The 17,701-nt window shown below is 50.9% G+C and carries 13 protein-coding genes; 2 read left to right on the top strand and 11 right to left on the bottom strand.

Features of this window, described 5'->3' with window-relative positions:
* Positions 1 to 32: 32 nt before the first annotated feature.
* The 9 genes from AC6ESO_RS00575 to AC6ESO_RS00535 all read right to left on the bottom strand — a co-directional run bounded on the left by AC6ESO_RS00575 (position 33) and on the right by AC6ESO_RS00535 (position 9,959).
* Positions 33 to 416 (bottom strand): cupredoxin domain-containing protein, encoded by a 384-nt coding sequence (locus AC6ESO_RS00575; protein ID WP_497089733.1) that lies wholly within the window; start codon positions 414 to 416, stop codon positions 33 to 35.
* A 124-nt stretch (positions 417 to 540) separates the two neighbouring features.
* The gene (locus AC6ESO_RS00570; RefSeq protein ID WP_494816894.1) at positions 541 to 918 is read right to left on the bottom strand and encodes a YhjD family protein; all 378 of its coding nucleotides are present in this window, start codon (positions 916 to 918) and stop codon (positions 541 to 543) included.
* Positions 919 to 1,060: 142 nt separating this feature from the next.
* Positions 1,061 to 1,450, bottom strand: a complete 390-nt coding sequence (locus AC6ESO_RS00565) for a phage holin family protein (protein WP_497089732.1) — start codon at positions 1,448 to 1,450, stop codon at positions 1,061 to 1,063.
* Between the two features lie 135 nt (positions 1,451 to 1,585).
* On the bottom strand, positions 1,586 to 3,775 hold the full coding sequence (locus AC6ESO_RS00560; protein WP_497089731.1) for an alpha-galactosidase: 2,190 nt from the start codon (positions 3,773 to 3,775) through the stop codon (positions 1,586 to 1,588).
* Between the two features lie 165 nt (positions 3,776 to 3,940).
* The gene (locus AC6ESO_RS00555; protein WP_497089730.1) at positions 3,941 to 5,083 is read right to left on the bottom strand and encodes a Ger(x)C family spore germination protein; all 1,143 of its coding nucleotides are present in this window, start codon (positions 5,081 to 5,083) and stop codon (positions 3,941 to 3,943) included.
* Positions 5,080 to 6,504, bottom strand: a complete 1,425-nt coding sequence (locus AC6ESO_RS00550; protein ID WP_497089729.1) for a spore germination protein — start codon at positions 6,502 to 6,504, stop codon at positions 5,080 to 5,082. Before AC6ESO_RS00550 ends, AC6ESO_RS00555 begins: the two co-directional genes overlap by 4 nt.
* Positions 6,455 to 7,591 (bottom strand): GerAB/ArcD/ProY family transporter, encoded by a 1,137-nt coding sequence (locus tag AC6ESO_RS00545; protein WP_497089728.1) that lies wholly within the window; start codon positions 7,589 to 7,591, stop codon positions 6,455 to 6,457. Before AC6ESO_RS00545 ends, AC6ESO_RS00550 begins: the two co-directional genes overlap by 50 nt.
* 106 nt (positions 7,592 to 7,697) lie before the next feature.
* Positions 7,698 to 8,126 carry an RbsD/FucU family protein gene (locus AC6ESO_RS00540; protein ID WP_210654934.1) on the bottom strand — a complete coding sequence of 143 codons (429 nt, stop codon included), beginning with the start codon at positions 8,124 to 8,126 and terminating at the stop codon, positions 7,698 to 7,700.
* A 27-nt stretch (positions 8,127 to 8,153) separates the two neighbouring features.
* Positions 8,154 to 9,959, bottom strand: a complete 1,806-nt coding sequence (locus tag AC6ESO_RS00535) for an L-fucose isomerase (protein WP_497089727.1) — start codon at positions 9,957 to 9,959, stop codon at positions 8,154 to 8,156.
* A gap of 118 nt (positions 9,960 to 10,077) precedes the next feature.
* Between AC6ESO_RS00535 and AC6ESO_RS00530 the strand changes: the two genes are divergently transcribed.
* Both AC6ESO_RS00530 and AC6ESO_RS00525 read left to right on the top strand, forming a co-directional pair.
* Entirely contained in the window at positions 10,078 to 11,097 is a 1,020-nt protein-coding gene (locus AC6ESO_RS00530; RefSeq protein ID WP_497089726.1) for a LacI family DNA-binding transcriptional regulator, read from the top strand.
* A gap of 276 nt (positions 11,098 to 11,373) precedes the next feature.
* Positions 11,374 to 14,052, top strand: coding sequence for a DUF5722 domain-containing protein (locus AC6ESO_RS00525; RefSeq protein ID WP_497089725.1), 2,679 nt, complete (start codon positions 11,374 to 11,376; stop codon positions 14,050 to 14,052).
* A gap of 55 nt (positions 14,053 to 14,107) precedes the next feature.
* On the opposite strand, the gene AC6ESO_RS00520 is transcribed toward AC6ESO_RS00525, so the two are convergent.
* Both AC6ESO_RS00520 and AC6ESO_RS00515 read right to left on the bottom strand, forming a co-directional pair.
* On the bottom strand, positions 14,108 to 16,414 hold the full coding sequence (locus tag AC6ESO_RS00520) for an alpha/beta hydrolase (RefSeq protein WP_497089724.1): 2,307 nt from the start codon (positions 16,412 to 16,414) through the stop codon (positions 14,108 to 14,110).
* Between the two features lie 65 nt (positions 16,415 to 16,479).
* Entirely contained in the window at positions 16,480 to 17,616 is a 1,137-nt protein-coding gene (locus tag AC6ESO_RS00515) for a metallophosphoesterase (protein ID WP_497089723.1), read from the bottom strand.
* Positions 17,617 to 17,701 lie beyond the last annotated feature (85 nt).

Raw genomic sequence — 17,701 nt, 5'->3', positions numbered from 1 at the left:
AAAGGAGCCGTTAGCGGGCTCCTTTTTGCTTGTTATTCAACGATTAGAACGGATTTCATATCCTGATGGCCTGTTCCGCACATAACGGCGCAGTGCATCTCATATTTACCCGGTTTATCGAATACAACTTCTTGCTCCATCTTATCGCCTTGCAAGTCGATACCCAGATCAGGAATAGCCAGACCATGAAGTCCGCTTTTGTTAATCAGTTTGATCTTAACTTTATCGCCTGTCTTTACTTTGTATTCTTTCTTGTCGAATACGAAGTCAGCGGAAGCTTCCACTTTCATTAATGTAACGCCCGGCGGCAATGACGCTGCCTCGTCAACCGGCTTACCCGGAAGCTGAGTAGTCAGCAAGTATACGCCCAAAACCGAAGCCGCTGCGAAAACGATAAACATAATCCACTTATGCATTGCTTCTTGCTCCCCTTTTCATCAAATGTCTACTCCCTATATTACATAAGATCGTCCGTTCTTCTCAACCTTAAACCGCTTCTGCAAATAAACTTTTTTCGGCTTTTTGACAAAATGATGAACGTCACTTCGTCAAGTAGTTCTTCAACAGCCGCTCGGATTCCGCCTTAACGAAGGTCCAAGGCATCGAGAACGAATGTCGATAGCCCATGCAGCTGTATGCTGCACAGAGGCCTGCCGTACTCCGTTTCTCCTTGTCGACGCCGATGCCGCTGTCCCGAAATTGTCTACGCATGGCAGCCAGCTCCAGCAGCACCCGATCTTGGAGCCCCCGAATCATCGATTCATAAAGCCTTGGCAGCTTCGTAGGTGTGGCGCCAATGATTCGAATATCGTGGTCGAGAATTTGATTCACGATACCGAGCAGCACGTAGCGTTTCACTAATTCCAGCTCCTTGCCAATCTGAACGGGCGGTGAAGAACCCACCATATCTACAGCCATATTGACCCCTCCAAGCACTGCGCATAAGAACATTTGTTCTCATTATAACAAGTGCGATTTGAAGTTGCAAGCCGTGTAAGCGGTGTAAGGATAAGAAAAAGACCATCCCAAACAGGATGGCCTCAAAACAAGCGAGCTATACTTATTTTTTGTTCTTAAGCACTTCTATGAGTTGACGGAGGCGGTCCGGCATGGGAACGCCGATCCTGCCTAAATTTTCCGTTATGGAAATCAGCTCGTTCGCCAAATAGAAGTAAATGGCTCCGCCCATTGCAATGCTGCTTAGCTCCAGTAATATGTCAATTCGGTGCGCCAATAGAATCACGACGAGCATGATCCCTTTTCTGGCAATTCCCCATGATCCTACGGAACTGTTTAGTTTCTTCTCCTTAATAGCAGCCGTTATCCCTGTAATATAATCCGTCCCCATCGCAACGAGAAGGAGGGTCAAGGATTCCGGCCACATTCCGAAAGAGAAGGTTACAAGTGATCCAAACAAAGCTGTTATGGTACAGACGATGGTGTGCGGCACAACCTCACTCTCCCTTCGTAGTGCGCTTACAATCTATCATATGCAGGAGAGTATGAGGTTGTCCGTCAAATCGCCTTAGAAACGTATATCCTTTGTATAGGTTTTCGGTTAGCTTTTCATGATAACTAAGGTTAACTAATCTCGTGCTGCGAATCGATATACGGTGCTGAAATAATCGCCGCGCGGTGTGGATTTGGCCACACCGGCATACATCAGCTCATCGCCGCCAACAACTTCGTCCGTACCGATCCATTCATAGCTGTAGTCCTCACGCAATCCTTTCAGCTTCAGTCTGCTAAGCGGCGCATTCGGTTCATTAAGCTCCACTACATGGACTACGAGCACTTCTTTCTGATCAGGCGAGACAAACATCCACGCCGTCTCATTGCCTTCAAACGGGCTGAGCAGCCTGTAGAAGGTACCGTATTGCACCAGCTCGCGCACTTCCTTCACGAGGTCGACTTGGCGCTTCACTTCTTCCTTCTCCGCTTCCGTAAATGCCGTCAAATCAAGCTCATAGCCGAAATTGCCCGACATCGCCACATCCCCGCGCGTCTTCAGCGGCGTAACACGGCCTACTTGATGGTTCGGCGATGCCGACACATGGGCGCCCATCGAGCTGATCGGATAAACGATACTCGTGCCGTATTGAATCTTTAGCCTGCTGATCGCATCGGAGTTGTCGCTTGTCCATGTTTGCGGCATATAGTACAGCATTCCGGGATCGAAGCGACCTCCGCCGCCGGAGCAGCTCTCGAACAAAATATGCGGGAATGCAGTCGTAATTTGCTCTAATACATTATATAGTCCGAGCATGTAACGGTGCGCGGTTTCACGCTGGCGCTCCGGCGGCAGCAATGCCGAGCCGATCTCCGACATGTTGCGGTTCATATCCCATTTCACATACGTAATCGGAGCGCTCTTCAGAATCGAGCCTATTGCCTCGACAATATAAGCTTGTACATCTGCGCGTGAAAGATCGAGAATAAGCTGTTTTCTGCCCTCAGAACGGCGACGTCCCGGCACATGCAGACACCAGTCCGGATGAGCGCGATACAGATCGCTGTCCGGCGATACCATCTCCGGCTCAAACCATAGTCCAAATTGCAGGCCATGGCTGCGTACTCGTTCAGCCAAATCCTCCAAGCCCTGCGGCAGCTTCTTCGGATCAACGATCCAATCGCCAAGCGAGCTGTTGTCGCTGTCGCGTTTGCCAAACCAGCCGTCATCCAGCACGAACAGCTCAAGTCCGAGCTCGCTGCCCGCTTTCGCGATCGATTCGATTTTGTCAGCATTGAAGTTGAAATAGGTTGCTTCCCAGTTGTTGACCAGGATGGGTCTTACCGCATCGCGGAATGCGCCGCGGCACAGACGCGTACGGTACAATTCGTGGTACGTATGGGACATGGAACCAAGACCGGCCGAGGAAAAGACCATAACAGCCTCCGGCGTCTGGAATGATTCACCCGGCTCCAACCGCCACGAGAAATCAAACGGATTCATGCCGATATATGCGCGCGCCGTGTGGTACTGATCCACCTCGACACCGGCCGTGAAACTGCCGCTGTATACGAGACTGAAGCCATACACATCGCCATGATCCTCCGTTGCCCCTTCGCCAAGCAGCGCGAAGAACGGATTGTTGGCGTGGCTGCTTGATCCGCGGCGGCTTTCGATCGCCTGAACCCCAGGCGTCAATGCGCGCTTATGAATATAACGCTCACGCGCCCACGTGCCGGAGAGCTGCAGCAGCTCGAATCCTTCATGCGGCAAATCGACGCTAACACTAAGCGCTCTGGTCAACTGCATGACGGATTGGCTGTCATTCACGATGCGAGCCGATCGAATGACGGCATCAAACGCAGCGAACAGCGTATAGGAAAGCTCTACTGTAAGGCCGGCAAGCTTGTCCGCCAATGTAACGATTAATGTTTGCGCTTCTTCATCGGATTCCGCGTAGACGGCAGGCAGCCCTTCCAGCACCGGTTTGCCGTTTACGATACGATGCGAGACATACAGCAGCTCCGTTACGGTTGTACCGTTGGGCAGCTGCACTGCGTAGGCCGGGTTCCGCAGATCGCTTGAACCGTAGCCTGGATATTCTTGCGGAAGCGTATCGAGTGAAATCGTACGGTCTTCCGGAATTGGATTCGCACTGAACGAACAACGTTCCAAACGCTGCAGCAGTCGTGATGCATCCGGATTATTGAGCTTGCGACCCCAATACAAATGAGTCGGAAATCCGTGCAAAGATTGGAAAACATAGCTCATGGAACGGGTTTGAAGGTGAAAGAGATTCGTAGCGGAATTAACAATAATCGACATGGGCAGCTCTCCCTATTATGGAATAAACGACTCTCCTTAGAGGCCGTCTAAAACGACTTATTTAACCTTAGTCGTCTACCAGTATAGGGCTAATTGATTTCGTTCTACATGGATGCTTTTAGCGGTCATATGGATGAATGTAGGATCCTATTCTTCACCCTCTGCCTATTTCATCTCAAAAACGCCTGCATGAATGATTTTGAAAGTTACGTTCACCTTGAGGTCATTCTCACCCGGAAGCCATCTCCCCGCTGACGCTACCTTCTTCCACTGCCGAAGATGGTGCCGATACAACGTCTCTTCTAAATTAAATACATCAACGCCTTGCTTGACTCCGGCCATGTAAGCCTGTTTAATCTCGGCTTGAATGATCTCTCGGATTTGTCCTTCAACCTGCGGAAGTGTCAGCGAGTTGCCCATTTCAGTCAGTTCCCCTTTTGCTTTCACTTGCAGTTCGAATGTCGGCCGTCCATTGTTCATCTTTACTTTTTTCTTTACTTTCATATGCCTGATTGTAACAACATCGGTGCCATCCTCTTTGTTCTGCACCGCATAAACCGCTCGTTTAAAACGATTACTCGCCCAACGAACACCTAACGTTTGCTTCAGCGGCAAATAGACCGGCTTGTTCTTGCCTTTGAACGCAAACATGCCTTCCAGCTCCTGCACGGTTATCGGTTTTGCATTCTCATGCCAAATATCTCGCGTTACACCAATGCAGGGCAGCAGTGCCGTAACCGCCTTCTCGTTATAATCTGCAACGAATTTCTGCATTGAATTCGGCGGCACTGAACTGCTCTGTTTCTCCAGGGTGAGAGGATTGTACATCAGGCTGTACCGCTGCGATAGATTAAAGAATGCACTCGAGGTCAGCAAATCCATTATCTTGCCCCGCGTTCCAAAAATCCAGGAGGTGTATCTGGTGACGCGAACGCGATTCACGGCATCCAAGATTTCATCCATCTTCACCATCGCTGGTTCACGAACAATAACGACCTTCACTTGCTCAAAATTTAAAGTGCTTTGTGTCGCTATGGCAATTTGATTGGTCGCTGTATGAACGCTCTTCCCGCGGCCAATCCCTACCCAAACGGAAGGCTTCATGGTTTTGGGGCTCTCCGACTTTGCAATCGAAGAGAAGTCCAACGTATGCACATATACCACATACTGCCCCCCCTGATAATCAACCCCCATTGCCGTGACAAAAGCTTGCGCGCTGAGATCGGTCGTATCTCCGCAACCGCTCAGCATGCACGTCAGCAGCAGCGTCGACAGCCACATCGAAAGCGCCTTGCTTAGCCTAGTCATGATAGATTTCGCTTGGCGCGGTATTTCCAAGGCAGCTGCCAGATCGCGGTAAACAGCTTCTTAAACTGGAAAGGGGCAAGCGGCTTCATGAACGGCATCCCAAACGACTCCAGCGTGCAGTAATAGAGCAGCACCGAAAACAGAGATAGAAAGAAACCAAACAGCCCCAGACACGCGGAGGCCACAATAATATAAAAACGAATGACGGTAGCCGATCCGTTCAGGGACTGGTTCACGAGTGTAAACGTAGACACGGCCGTAACAGCAGTAATGACCAGCATGGTTGGTGATGTCAAACCAGCTCGTATGGCAGCGTCACCCACAATAAGCCCTCCAACAACCGTAACCGTCTGACCGACCGCCCTTGGCAGTCGTACGCCGGCTTCGCGGAAAATTTCAAACATCAGCATCATCATAATCAACTCCATCTGCGGACTGAGAGGCAGCCCAATTCTGGACATCGTTACCGTTGCAAGCAGCGCAAACGGAATTTGATCATTATTGAAAGCGAGCAACCCCAGCCAGAAGCCTGGGAGTGTGCCAGACATTATGAAGCTGATTAACCGCAATGTCCTTTCAAAGGCGACGAAGTAGAACGGCTGATACGCATCCTCGGGAGATTTAACCAACAAGGAAACATTAACCGGAGCGATCAATGCTGCCGGACTGCCATCCACAAGAATAGCCACGCGCCCGTTCATCAAAGACTGTACGACGAAGTCCGGCCTGCCGACGTAATCGATAAGCGGCACCAACGCAATGGATCGGTCCGAGATAATGTCTTCAAGTTCTCCGGCTCCATGTAAAGCGGCAATATGAACCCCGTTCAATCTCGATCTCGCCTCATCTATGACGCTCTGCGAAGTAATGCCCTGCATGGAAAGCAAACAAATCTTCGTCTGGGACTCCGTTCCGATCGTGAACCATTCTACATGCATCTTCGGTGTACGCAGCCTTTTTCGGATAAGCGCCAAATTGATGATGATCTCTTCGACGAAGCCATCGCGAGGCCCCTTGATCGACAATTCCAGCGTGGACTCTTCCGGGCTTCGTCCTGGCTGATGCGCACAATCGATGGCATAAAATTGCCCGCTCTCTAGCTTCCATATAATAACATGTCCGGAGAACAGACTTTCGAACAGCTTCTTCCCCTCTGGTCCCGGTTCTAATCTTGTGACAAGCGGACTCTTCTCCGGATCGATCTGCAAGCGGCTTTCATCGGATCCAAGCAGATTCTGCAAAAGATGGGTATCAATCATTCCGCCGGCATACAGCATTGTAAAATGCTCGGACTCCCCGGCACCGCCCAGATCGCGCTGTAATTGGTGGATTTCCACATCTCCGCACTTGCTGATTGCCTCAAGGAGCCATTCAGAGGTTATTGGCTGCTCCTGCTTCAGCTCGTTGTTTTGGCTTTTCATCAAGTCCGCCCTCCTTCGGAACGCCTTTGAACGATAACAACCATAACCACGTGGTCACGAATACAATGATCCCGATATCCAGGATAAAGGTAAGCTCAACGATCGACTGGGCAGCGTTGAGATGTGCTAAGAGGATTTTGCAGAGCACGATATAGATCAAACTGACCGTCACGATGAAGATAAACCGAGCCTTCGGTTTACGCAGCGGGATAAGCTCGATCACAAGTGCTATACCTAGCGATATCCGTACGAATGCCCCGGATATCCACTGATAAATGGCAAAGAAATCCACGTGCTCGACATACTTCCCAATGGACACAAGTCGCCACTGCGAGAATGCCGGATAAAGCAGCTTATCTGCCTCAAAGGGGCCAAACTCGGTTATGGCGCCTATAGCAGGTCCAAGCATGAGCAGCATAATAAAGCCCAGCTGCAGGAGCAGCTGCCAATTCTTCATAGCGCCGCTGAAATAGTGCTGAAGAAACAACAGCACGAACAGTTCCATCAAACAGCTGGCGGCGTAAACGGCTCCTTGCAGCGGAACTAACCACCCGTTCTCCATCATCGGCAGCAGCAGCGCGTAATTCTTGTTCGGCATATTAACGCTCATGACGAAATCACCAAGAATAACGACTCCCGGCAGCAGTAAGCAAGACATGTAAGCAATGGCTCGCAATCCGTTCCAAACCGCAAAACCAATCAGCGTCATAAAGCAAACCATCACGACAAGCTTCGGCGTTTCCGGTAAATACGTGGAGGATGTCCACGAGGCGGTTTGAATAAACGACTGAAAACTAGTATGCAGGAGGAAGAGAATAACAGGCGATATAAGTACCCATGCTCCGAATGGTGATAAGCGCGTTCGCAGCCACTGCCTCACATTTATTTGTTTCGTCCGCTTCATCGTCCCGGTTATGAATACCGTTGCCCACGGTACGAGAACAATGAAGGCGATAATGCCGCACATCCATGCATCTCTGCCGCAATTTTCAAGCACCGTCGGCAGCAGGATGACATGAGATGAAAGCCCGACCGATAAGGTCAGCATCATGAATACCGGCCAGAAGCCGAGTGATTTCTCCTTCATATGGATCGGGCCCTCCTTCCATTTCGGCATAGTTTTTCCAAGTTAGGTACAAAAAAACCGACCGCCGCCGATTTGTTCATCGGGGCGATCGGTTAGTTATGGCAAGCTAGGCGATAACGCCTTTCTTGAGAATGAGATTCGCATATAAGGCACTTTCACTTGTAGCAATAATGGCATAGGCTTTGCGTGCACGGTCGTAGAACTCGAAGCGTTCAATCATTTCGAAGGTCTCGCTCTTCCCGGTCCGCTCGCGGATGATCGTTTCGAAGGTGCCCCAGATCGGCGTCTCCGCCTTGTCGCCCGGCACAACCTGCATCAGCGTCACCGGCTTCTCGACGTATTGATCCAGCGGGAACAATTGCAGAATGGCGTTCAGTACCTCCGGCACGTTGTGGCCATCGCAGCGTACCAGACGCTGCGCATTGCTGGCTGCAGGGTAATTCCCGTCCCCGATGACGATTTCGTCGCCGTGGCCCATTTCCATTAAGATCTTGAGCAGTTCAGGTGAGATGATATTCGGGATTCCGTATAACATGAATGATCCTCCTTGAGGTAGTTATTCTTATTTGTATAGTGCTCCGAAATTGTTGCATGCCCGGTAGTCCGCGCTCTCCGGATTGTCCGTACCAAACAGAGACCAAGCCCGTGGACGGAAAATGTTCTCTTCAGGCACATTGTGCATATTGACCGGAATACGGAGCATGGAAGCCAGCGTAATCAGATCCGCACCGATATGGCCATAGCTGATGGAGCCGTGGTTCGCGCCCCAATTATCCATTACGTCGTACACGCTGCGGAACGCTCCTTTGCCGGTCAGCGTTGGCGCAAACCAAGTTGTCGGCCAAGTCGGATCTGTCCGTTTGTCGAGCGTATCATGGACATGCTCCGGCAGGTCGACCGAATAGCCTTCTGCGATTTGCAGAACGGGTCCGATCCCCTTCACGAGGTTGATGCGGGACATCGTCATCGGCATACCGCCACGGGTCAAGTAATCCGAAGAGTAGCCGCCGCCTCTGAAGTATTCCAAGGAGGCCGGGCGCCATGAGGTAGCATCTAAGCAGCGCTGCGCTTCCTCCTCGCTGATTTCCCAGAACGGCTTCATTACCGGTTTGCCGTCACGCTCCTGCTGACCTGTCCCGTCAAGCGTTGCCGGCCCGGAATTGATCAGATGCAGAATGCCGTTCTCGGCATGGCCTTCCAAGCGATGACCCGTCACGCGTTCAACGGAATCCGGGCTCCAGAACGTACGCACATCGGCGAAGATTTGAGCCGTATTCGTCAAGAGGGAGCCGAACAGCATCACTGCGCCGTTTAGGCTGTCGTTCTCTGTGGCCACTATGTAAGGCGCACGAATGCCGTTCCAATCGAAGGAGGAATTGAGAATCGCCTCCAAGAAGTCGCCGTTCGGGAAATGGTCGGTCCACGCCCGCTGCCCCTGGAAGCCTGAAACGATGGCGTTATGGCCAAGCGCTTCTTCGCCATACCCAAGCTCGTCGAGTCTTGGATTGCCAACCATCAGGTCTCGGGCAATCTGCGTCATTTTGACAACCGTCTCCCAGTCCTTATCCTTCTGTTCGCGGGTAGTACGGATGGATTCCGGATTGTTGTCCGGCCCTTCCAAACAGTTCTTCTTCACCCACTCGAGCGCTAGCTCGTATTCGGCAGGATCGTAGATGCCCTGTTCCATGCGGCGAACAAACTCTGTCATATCTACATAGTCGGTACGCATACCGAGGTATTCTTGGAAGAAAGCATCGTTTACGATAGAACCTGCAATCCCCATTGAAACCGAACCCATGGACAGGTAAGTTTTCCCTTTCATATAGGCGACAACAAGTCCTGCACGGGCAAATCCGAGCAACTTATCATGTACATCCGATGGGATCGACGTATCGCCCGTATCTTGCACTTCATTCCCGTAAATGCCGAAAGCAGGGAGTCCCTTCTGTGCGTAACCGGACAACACCGCAGCAAGATATACCGCGCCCGGACGTTCTGTACCATTGAAGCCCCATACGGCTTTCGGAATCGATGGGTCCAAATCGATCGTTTCCGTACCGTAACACCAGCAAGGCGTTACCGTGATAGATACCCCAACGTTCTCACGTGCAAATTTGGTGCCGCATGCCGCCGCTTCCGCAACGCCGCCGATGCATGTATCTGCAATGACGCATTCTACCGGTTCCCCGTTTGGATAGCGCAGATTTTCCGAGAATAGCTTTGCTACCGACTTCGCCATCTCCATCGTTTGTTCCTCGAGCGATTCACGGATTCCTTTGCGTCTGCCATCAATTGCAGGTCTGATCCCAATCTTGGGAAATGAGGATTCAAATCGAGTGCTGATATCTGCCACAGCTAATCCCTCCATAATCAATGTTTTGAGACGATGTTACCGATAACATAAAAGTAGCAATGAAACCGCTTGCTGTCAATCCGTTTGTTGTATATTATAAGTGCATGATTTGTCGATAAGGAGTACGGATAGCATGGTTACAATCTATGATATTGCGGCACAAGCGAATGTGTCGGCAATGACCGTTTCGAGGGTTATCAATAACACTGGGAAAATCAGCGAGAAAACCCGTTTGAAGGTGAAAAAAGTGATGGATGAGCTGGGGTATGTGCCTAATCAGATGGCGCGCAGCCTTGTATTACAGCAAACCCGTATCTTGTTTCTGCTCATAACGGACATTATGAATCCTTTCTATACGACGCTTGCGCGCGGCGCTGAGGATGCGGCACGCAAACAAGGCTATCGCCTGCTGTTTGGCAACAGCGACGAGAGCCTGGATAAGGAAGGCGAATATATCAATACCATTCTGACCACCCGGGTGGACGGTGCGCTCCTTGCCCCGGCAGGCGATCCTTCGCTCCCCCACTTGGAGCAGCTGCGGAAGCATAACGTTCCGTTCGTCCTCCTCGATCGCGAGGTGCCCGGCATCGCTTGCGATATCGTCCTAGGAGACAGCAAGGATGGCGCTCGCTCTTTGGTTGAACATCTCGTGGAGCAAGGTCATCGCCGTATCGCACTCGTGAACGGTTCTCCCTCGATCTCAAGTGCCCGGCTCCGCTTGCAGGGTTTTCAAGAAGCGATCAAGCTGAACGATCTGACGCTGCGCGAACAGGATATTCATGAAACGACCTTCGGACCGCATCTGGATGTTGAGGCCATGGGACAATGGATTGACACCATGGTTGGGGAATCGATGCCTACTGCAATTATGGCGGGAAACAATGTCCTTGCGGTCGTTCTCATCCGGTTGCTTCGCGAACGCGGACTGCGTATTCCGGAAGATATTTCGGTTGTCTGTTTCGATGATTTCGGCTTGAATTCCGAGATGGATCCGTTCATCACCGTGGCCGCCCAGCAAGCTTATCAATTCGGTTACTTAGGGATGCAAATGCTGATTGAGCGCATTCAAGAGCGCAACAGCGCGCCTCCGTGGAAGCGGGTCATGCTGCCTGCGGAGCTCATTGTGCGGCGTTCGGTGAAGAAACAAAATTAGAGCTGCTAGAAGAGACGTGTGATTGGGCAGCGATCGTTTCGTTTTACTGATGACGATCGGCTTGTCTGTCGCACGTCTTTTTGTTTTGTCCATATTGCGCGGGTCAACATCTAATGCCGGATGCTGTGAAAACGTGTCGATTTTCATCAAGGTATACTTTGAAATAACGCTGTAAAACCATGATTTTTTTCATACATACAATGAATCCGTCATTGAAAACGCCTTCTTTAAAGTATATATTAGTATGTGTAAGTATACTTATTAAGGAGGTTAATTATGAAGAAGGTAAAGCGTTGGATGATTTTGATGACTTGCTTGGCGGTGCTCATTCCGTTCATTCCGGCTCCAAAAGCGGCCGAGGCCGCTGTGCTGCAGACGGATATCGGAAGCTTTGAGTCCGGAACGGACGGCTGGCAATGGGGCAGCAACGTCACCGGATTATCGAATGTAACGAGCAGTCTGAATGGTCCGCAAACGCCATACAGCGGAAACCGCATGGGCGAGCTGACAACCTCATCCGTAGCGGGAACGACGTGGCGATCGACTTACAAGAACTTTTCCCCTGCCCTCAACGTCTCCGCGACACCGTACTTTCACGGCGCTTTCAACACCTATGGCATAAACCCATCGCATACGCAGTTCGAGGTGAGAATTACGTTTACCAGCGGCACCCAAACCTTAGTCTCCACGCAAGCCATTGCCGGTGACTCCTGGAATGAGCTGAGTGTCGACCTCAGCAGCTGGGCTTATCGGACGAATATTACGCAGATTGAAGTAGCTTACCGCTCTGTCACCTACACTTCCGCTTGGAACGGTAAACATCAGCTCGATAATATCGGATTCTCTGCTTACCCCGCCTCTTATCCGGGCTCTATCAGTTCGGTATCTGCCAGTTCTACGCAGATTACAGCAGCCGGTACCTACACCACCGCGTCCTCGGTCCAGCTTGACCTGATCGAGCTTCAAACCTATGAACAATACAATATCAATACCGCCTACACCGCTGATGCCACGCAAACCGTAACGCCAAGCGGCGGGGTTGCCAGTTTCTCACTTTCCACCGCGCGTTATGCCTCCTCCCGTGACAAAGTCTACTCCAAGTTCGTCGTCATCGATCACACCACCAAGAAACTCATAGCAAGCCCCACTTACGTCACGCAGCAAACGGCCTCCGTCAACACGTTCGCTTTTCCAACGGCAAGCTCGATCAAAGGATTACAGGTCCAAACGGTCGATGACGCGCAGAAGCTCGGCATCAGCCACGCGGCATTAAATGTGTCCTTCAACGAGTTGTTTCTGGATAGCGCAACAGGAGCCATACCATTCGTGATGGACGGCACTACTTATTATTTCAAGCAATCTTACATTAATGGGCTTGACCATGACATCAAGACCTTGTCGGATGACGATGTCATCGTGAGCCTTATTCTGATCATGTACAATGCAGCCGGCACGATTAACTCGAAGCTCCTTCATCCCGATTATGCCGGCGGCACTGTTGCGGCAATCAATACGACCAATGCCGATGGCGTCAGGTATTGGAAAGCAGGGGTCGAGTTCCTCGCAAGCAGATACACAAGAAGTGATGAGCTGTACGGAAGAGCCGTTAACTATATTGTCGGCAATGAAGTAGACTCGCAAGCCTATTGGTACGACATGGGCAATAAGCTGCTGCAGGACTTCGTAGAGCAGTACGCACGGGCGTATCGCATTGCGGAGACTGCTGTGAAGAAGTATTACTCTAATGCAAGAACCTATATCTCCTTGGATCATTTCTGGAACGGAAGCGTAGGATCCGATGCGCTGCGCACCTACAAAGGCAAAGGAATTATGGATGAATTCAACAAGCGAATCACTGCGGAGGGGAACATCCCGTGGAATATCGCCTACCATCCTTATCCGGAGGATCTGTTTGATCCGACGATCTGGAACGATACGAGCGTGACGAACAGTTCAGATTCCGTCCGAATTAATTTCAAGAACCTGCAAGTGCTGACCAATTACATCGGAGCTTCGAACTATTTGTATGGCGGGAATAAACGGCGAATAATATTGTCCGAGCAAGGGTTCCACTCCCTCAGCAACTCGCTGGCGGATCAGAAAACGCAGGCTGCCGCGTACGCCTACTCCTACTACAAGGCGAAATTCCTTGGCGGCATCGACTCCTTCATTCTGCATCGACATATCGACCATGGCGGAGAAGGCGGCTTAAACCTCGGATTATGGACGCGAGACACGGCGAAATCGGTGCTATATGCGCCGAAGGATCAGAAGTACATCTACAATGTGTTCCAGAAGATCGATACGGGCGATTCCGCGGCGGTGACGGATTTTGCGAAAGCGATTATCGGGATTAGCGACTGGGCTTCCGTCATCCCAGGTTATAATGCATCCCTACTAGCCGATCGAACGCCTCCGGTAGTTGGAACGCTCTCGTCTGTGGGCTCCATCACGCCGACGGCCAATGTGTCCACCTTCGAATCTTCCGCGGATGGCTGGGCCATCTCCGAATATTCGCAATCGGCAGCGACCGTATCCAGCTTCGCCAATAGTCCGGGTACTCCGTTCAGCGGTACCAAAGCATTCGAGATTAACATCAACAACGCCACAACCGGCGATGGCGAAGGCGGTGCACGGGCAGAGAAGGGCATCACGAAGGTGTTCTCTTCGCCTATCAACGTGACGAGCACGCCTAAGTTCCAATTTGCTTTAGATTCGTATGGGGCTTGCCCAGGTGCCACGCAATATAATGTGACCGTCCGAATTTACAGCGGCAGCAGCATCATTGAAGGTAAAGCGACGATGACACCGGATACATGGAACAAGTATTCGATGGATCTTAGCGGCTGGGCCTACAAAGGCAGCATCGACAAAATCAAAATCTGGTTCAGCGCCAATTCCACTTCGATCTGGAATGCGTATTACCAGGTGGATCAGATCGGATTTAGCTCTTAGCGTTAGGGTTAGATAGACAAAAAGGTCACCCAACGGATACTGGGTGACCTTTTCCTTAATTAACCGACACTTCGTCGCTGATCCCGATATCATCCATCATCACTTTGCCTTGCTCGCTCGTGAAATAGAAGGTAACTTGCGTCAATTCTGCAGGGTCGAACGCCGGATTCGCTTCCTCGAACCGCTCGAATGGCAGATTGTACGTCTGAAATACCGCTTCAGTCGGCACTTTATACTTGCCGTTCTTGATCGTTTTCTCCAGCCACGGAAATCTTGTAAAGATTGTATAAGGCAGTGGTGTAACGGGTTTGAACTCATCTAGCGGCAGGCGAACGGTTGCGCCGTCCTCGCTCTTCAGCTCCACATCGATATCGGGAAGCGGGACATTCCTTCCTACATCATCATCCATCAAGTCTTGTTCAAGGTTCGTCATCGAGAATATGAGCTGCTTGTCATCGTCAGCCTCACCTACCTGCTCGCCGACAGTATCCGGCAGCTCCAAAGTAAAGCTGCCATCTTCTTCTTTCCACTGCAGCACAACGCCGCGGGAGCCTTTGTTGTTGCCGTCTCGGTCCTCCGCACCTTCTTCTGTCCACTGCAGATTCTCGGCTTTCGCTTTTACGCCCCCGCTCATCTTCGACTTGTCGTAATCCTCGTCAATTCGAGCGAGCGGTAAGAAACTGCTGTCTTCGTAACGGTTAATATAAGCGGCTTGTGGAAGCCATTCTAATCCCGTTCGATAATCGCTGAACAGCGGCTCGTATTCCTTCTTCCCATAAAGCGCGGCTTCCAGAAAAGCGCTGATATACACTTTGGCGATTTCACGCTGATCTTCTGCCGGAATCATCCCGCTTCTGCGCAGCAGTAGACCGCCAGGCAAGCTATCGTCCATCGTGCCCCAGTCCGTGTTAAACCGGCTGTGGTTCGCCTCTCCAATATAGAGCGTCGCCTTGAATCGCTCCGAATCCGGAGAAAACGTCGTACGGATATACTGCCGTTCACCGTTAAATGTATCCACATCGCCGTCACTTGCACCTTGCAGCGACAAATAATATTTATCTTTCAATTCGGCCTTCATTTTATCAACGTTCGTATCTGTCGGCGCCACGCCTACAACGGCTTGAATGTTAATGTTGTTCATGCTGGCCAGCGTCTTGTCATCCTTAAACCATTTGTTGCGGTCCGCCGCCATAGCAACGGCCTGTCCGCCTCTGGAATGGCCAATCAAGGCCACTTGCTGCAGGTTAACCGACTGATAGAACGGATTATCCTTCTGCTCGCTAAACACCGCGATTTGCTGCAAATGCTTCAGCAGCATCCATGCCCGAACCTTCATATCATTGTTCGGGATATTGCCCCAGAAGGAGTAATTCAAGAAATTCTCATCGACGGAAACCGCGATGAAGCCTCTGCTTGCAAGCATTTCACCGAGGTACTCATAGCCACCGTCCGAGAATTGCTCCATCAGATGATTCCCGTGCACGATGAGAACAAGCGGATAATTCCCCTTCTCTTCAGGCATCCAAACACGGCCATTCACAGGCAGCTCGTGCTGATCGAATCCCCAGAAGAATTGACGCAGCCAATTCCAACGTTTAATGTATGGCGAAGCATCCACAGATTGTGAAGGTAGTTCTACACCCGAGCCGAATTCGTCGCGATGCGTATCATTCCCGCTGCCATAGGTGAAACTACGAACACGGTAAAGTCCGGGATCGGCGGGATTGTCGCCAGTCAGAAGCTCTACTCCCATATAAGTCGGCAAATCCGAACCCTCGGTAGGCAGCGCAGTCACGGGAAGCGCAGCAGACTGTACATTCATCGGCCATTTATCAAAGGTCAAACCGGCCAGCGTAATGACAATAACCAACGTCACTTTCACGAGCACCGCGATCCGGCGGCTTGCAAGCATGCCGATAAACAGTCCGCCTAATACGCCGATCAATGCGAAGCTTATGCTCAATATAATAGATAACGGATCCCCTATATCTGTTTCATCACAGATTTTATACATAACCGTCCCGGCAATAGCGAACACGGCCAATGCGAGCCGCGGGACGGGCACATAACAAAGTGTCAGCAAATACGCACCAATCACACCTGCTGCACCCATCACGATGACACCAAGCAGAACTATAAGCACGCAGTCAAAGAGGACACCAATCCCTGTCGGCATCCCGAGTGCTGCAATAATAAGCAATGTACTGCAAACCATCCACACGCCGGCTAAAGCGTACAGCCAAATCGTTGTGTCGTATTGAAAAGTATGTTTAGCTCGATCCAGCAGCCAACTCGCAAGTCTCTTCAAGAAACTCTCTCTCGCAGGTGGCGCCGGCATCGGCGTTATGAGTTCAAGTTCCATAGATGGCTCCTCGGATTCATAGATTATATCTCGATTATACGCCGCATTCGAGCCCTAACCAACAGCTATTTGTTGTCATTGCCGGGTTTCGCGAAAGTTACCTGAATGGATAGAATCTCGCTCCGGCTACCAATCCGTATTGGCGGTCCCCATGTTCCGAATCCGGAAGAAACAAATGCATGCAATTGTCCTTTGAGCAAATATCCGTAATCCAGCTCAAAAATCCGTTTGGTCACCAGGTGATTCGGTGCCATCTGACCCCGATGCGTATGACCGTGCACCGATAGATCAACACCTGTTTGGGCAATCTCGCCGATTGAGCTTGGCTGATGATCCATAAGAATAAGCGGCAGCGCGCGATCCAGCCCCTCTACCAGCTCCGCGGCAGGTTTTCGGTGATGATCGGATTTGTCCTTACGCCCGATGAGGTAGAAGCGATCGTCAATGAGCTGCGTTTCGTCAAGCAGCACCGGAATGCCAACTTCCTTCATTTCTTTGACATAAATAGGGACGCCGCCGCCGTAATTCTCATGATTGCCCAGTATCGCGAACGTGCCGTATGTCGCTTTGATTTCCGCCAATTTGCGTCCATATTTATGCTTCACGAATGGCTCTACAGCATCGTCCAGCACATCGCCCGGCAGCAGCATGAGATCCGGCTTCAGCGCATTAACTCGATCCACCAGACGCTGCAGATGCCTTCCGCGTACTGTCGACCCGAGATGAAGATCCGAAGCAACTGCGATATGTAGCGGTTGCCCATCTCCTGCTGCCTTCGGAATCGTAACCTCGTACCGCCGAATAATCGGACTCCAGGCATTGAATGAGCCAATGGCCAGGATGATGCACACAATCGCGATGACCGCTATACCGGTTATTAGGATCGAATCTCTGTTTGAGATCGAACCAGCGCGAATGCCCCATGCAGCCAAATCGGCGAAGGGAAGAAGCAGTACACTATATTGCATCAGAGCAATCCAATAAGACCCGATCCATTTAAGGCCTTCCCCCATAAATCCGGGCAATGCTTTGCGAAGCAGCCTCGCTAGCAGATAAGAGAATGCTACGATGCCAAACAACGGCCAAAACAACCCCGCAGGAACATTGCCGCCCAGTTCTGAAAGAAATAACTGCAAATGCCAACCGATGTAAACCTGCAAGCCTAGAAATATCGATAGAATGATTGTCAATCTAACTGCCATAGTGCCTCCCCGCATGGAGCTTCTCCACGAATTCTTATTTCTTTGTCTCTCTTAAACCCACTTTATTAGTATACCGATTCCAATA

This window comes from Paenibacillus rhizoryzae, from assembly GCF_059686995.1.
This window is presented reverse-complemented; position numbering and strand designations above follow the sequence as displayed.

Coding starts and splice junctions, on each gene's coding strand:
- AC6ESO_RS00575 (WP_497089733.1), bottom strand. CDS start 416: ATGCATAAGTGGATTATGTTTATCGTTTTCGCAGCGGCTTCGGTTTTG.
- AC6ESO_RS00570 (WP_494816894.1), bottom strand. CDS start 918: ATGGCTGTAGATATGGTGGGTTCTTCACCGCCCGTTCAGATTGGCAAG.
- AC6ESO_RS00560 (WP_497089731.1), bottom strand. CDS start 3,775: ATGTCGATTATTGTTAATTCCGCTACGAATCTCTTTCACCTTCAAACC.
- AC6ESO_RS00555 (WP_497089730.1), bottom strand. CDS start 5,083: ATGACTAGGCTAAGCAAGGCGCTTTCGATGTGGCTGTCGACGCTGCTG.
- AC6ESO_RS00550 (WP_497089729.1), bottom strand. CDS start 6,504: ATGAAAAGCCAAAACAACGAGCTGAAGCAGGAGCAGCCAATAACCTCT.
- AC6ESO_RS00545 (WP_497089728.1), bottom strand. CDS start 7,591: ATGAAGGAGAAATCACTCGGCTTCTGGCCGGTATTCATGATGCTGACC.
- AC6ESO_RS00540 (WP_210654934.1), bottom strand. CDS start 8,126: ATGTTATACGGAATCCCGAATATCATCTCACCTGAACTGCTCAAGATC.
- AC6ESO_RS00535 (WP_497089727.1), bottom strand. CDS start 9,959: ATGGAGGGATTAGCTGTGGCAGATATCAGCACTCGATTTGAATCCTCA.
- AC6ESO_RS00530 (WP_497089726.1), top strand. CDS start 10,078: ATGGTTACAATCTATGATATTGCGGCACAAGCGAATGTGTCGGCAATG.
- AC6ESO_RS00525 (WP_497089725.1), top strand. CDS start 11,374: ATGAAGAAGGTAAAGCGTTGGATGATTTTGATGACTTGCTTGGCGGTG.
- AC6ESO_RS00520 (WP_497089724.1), bottom strand. CDS start 16,414: ATGGAACTTGAACTCATAACGCCGATGCCGGCGCCACCTGCGAGAGAG.
- AC6ESO_RS00515 (WP_497089723.1), bottom strand. CDS start 17,616: ATGGCAGTTAGATTGACAATCATTCTATCGATATTTCTAGGCTTGCAG.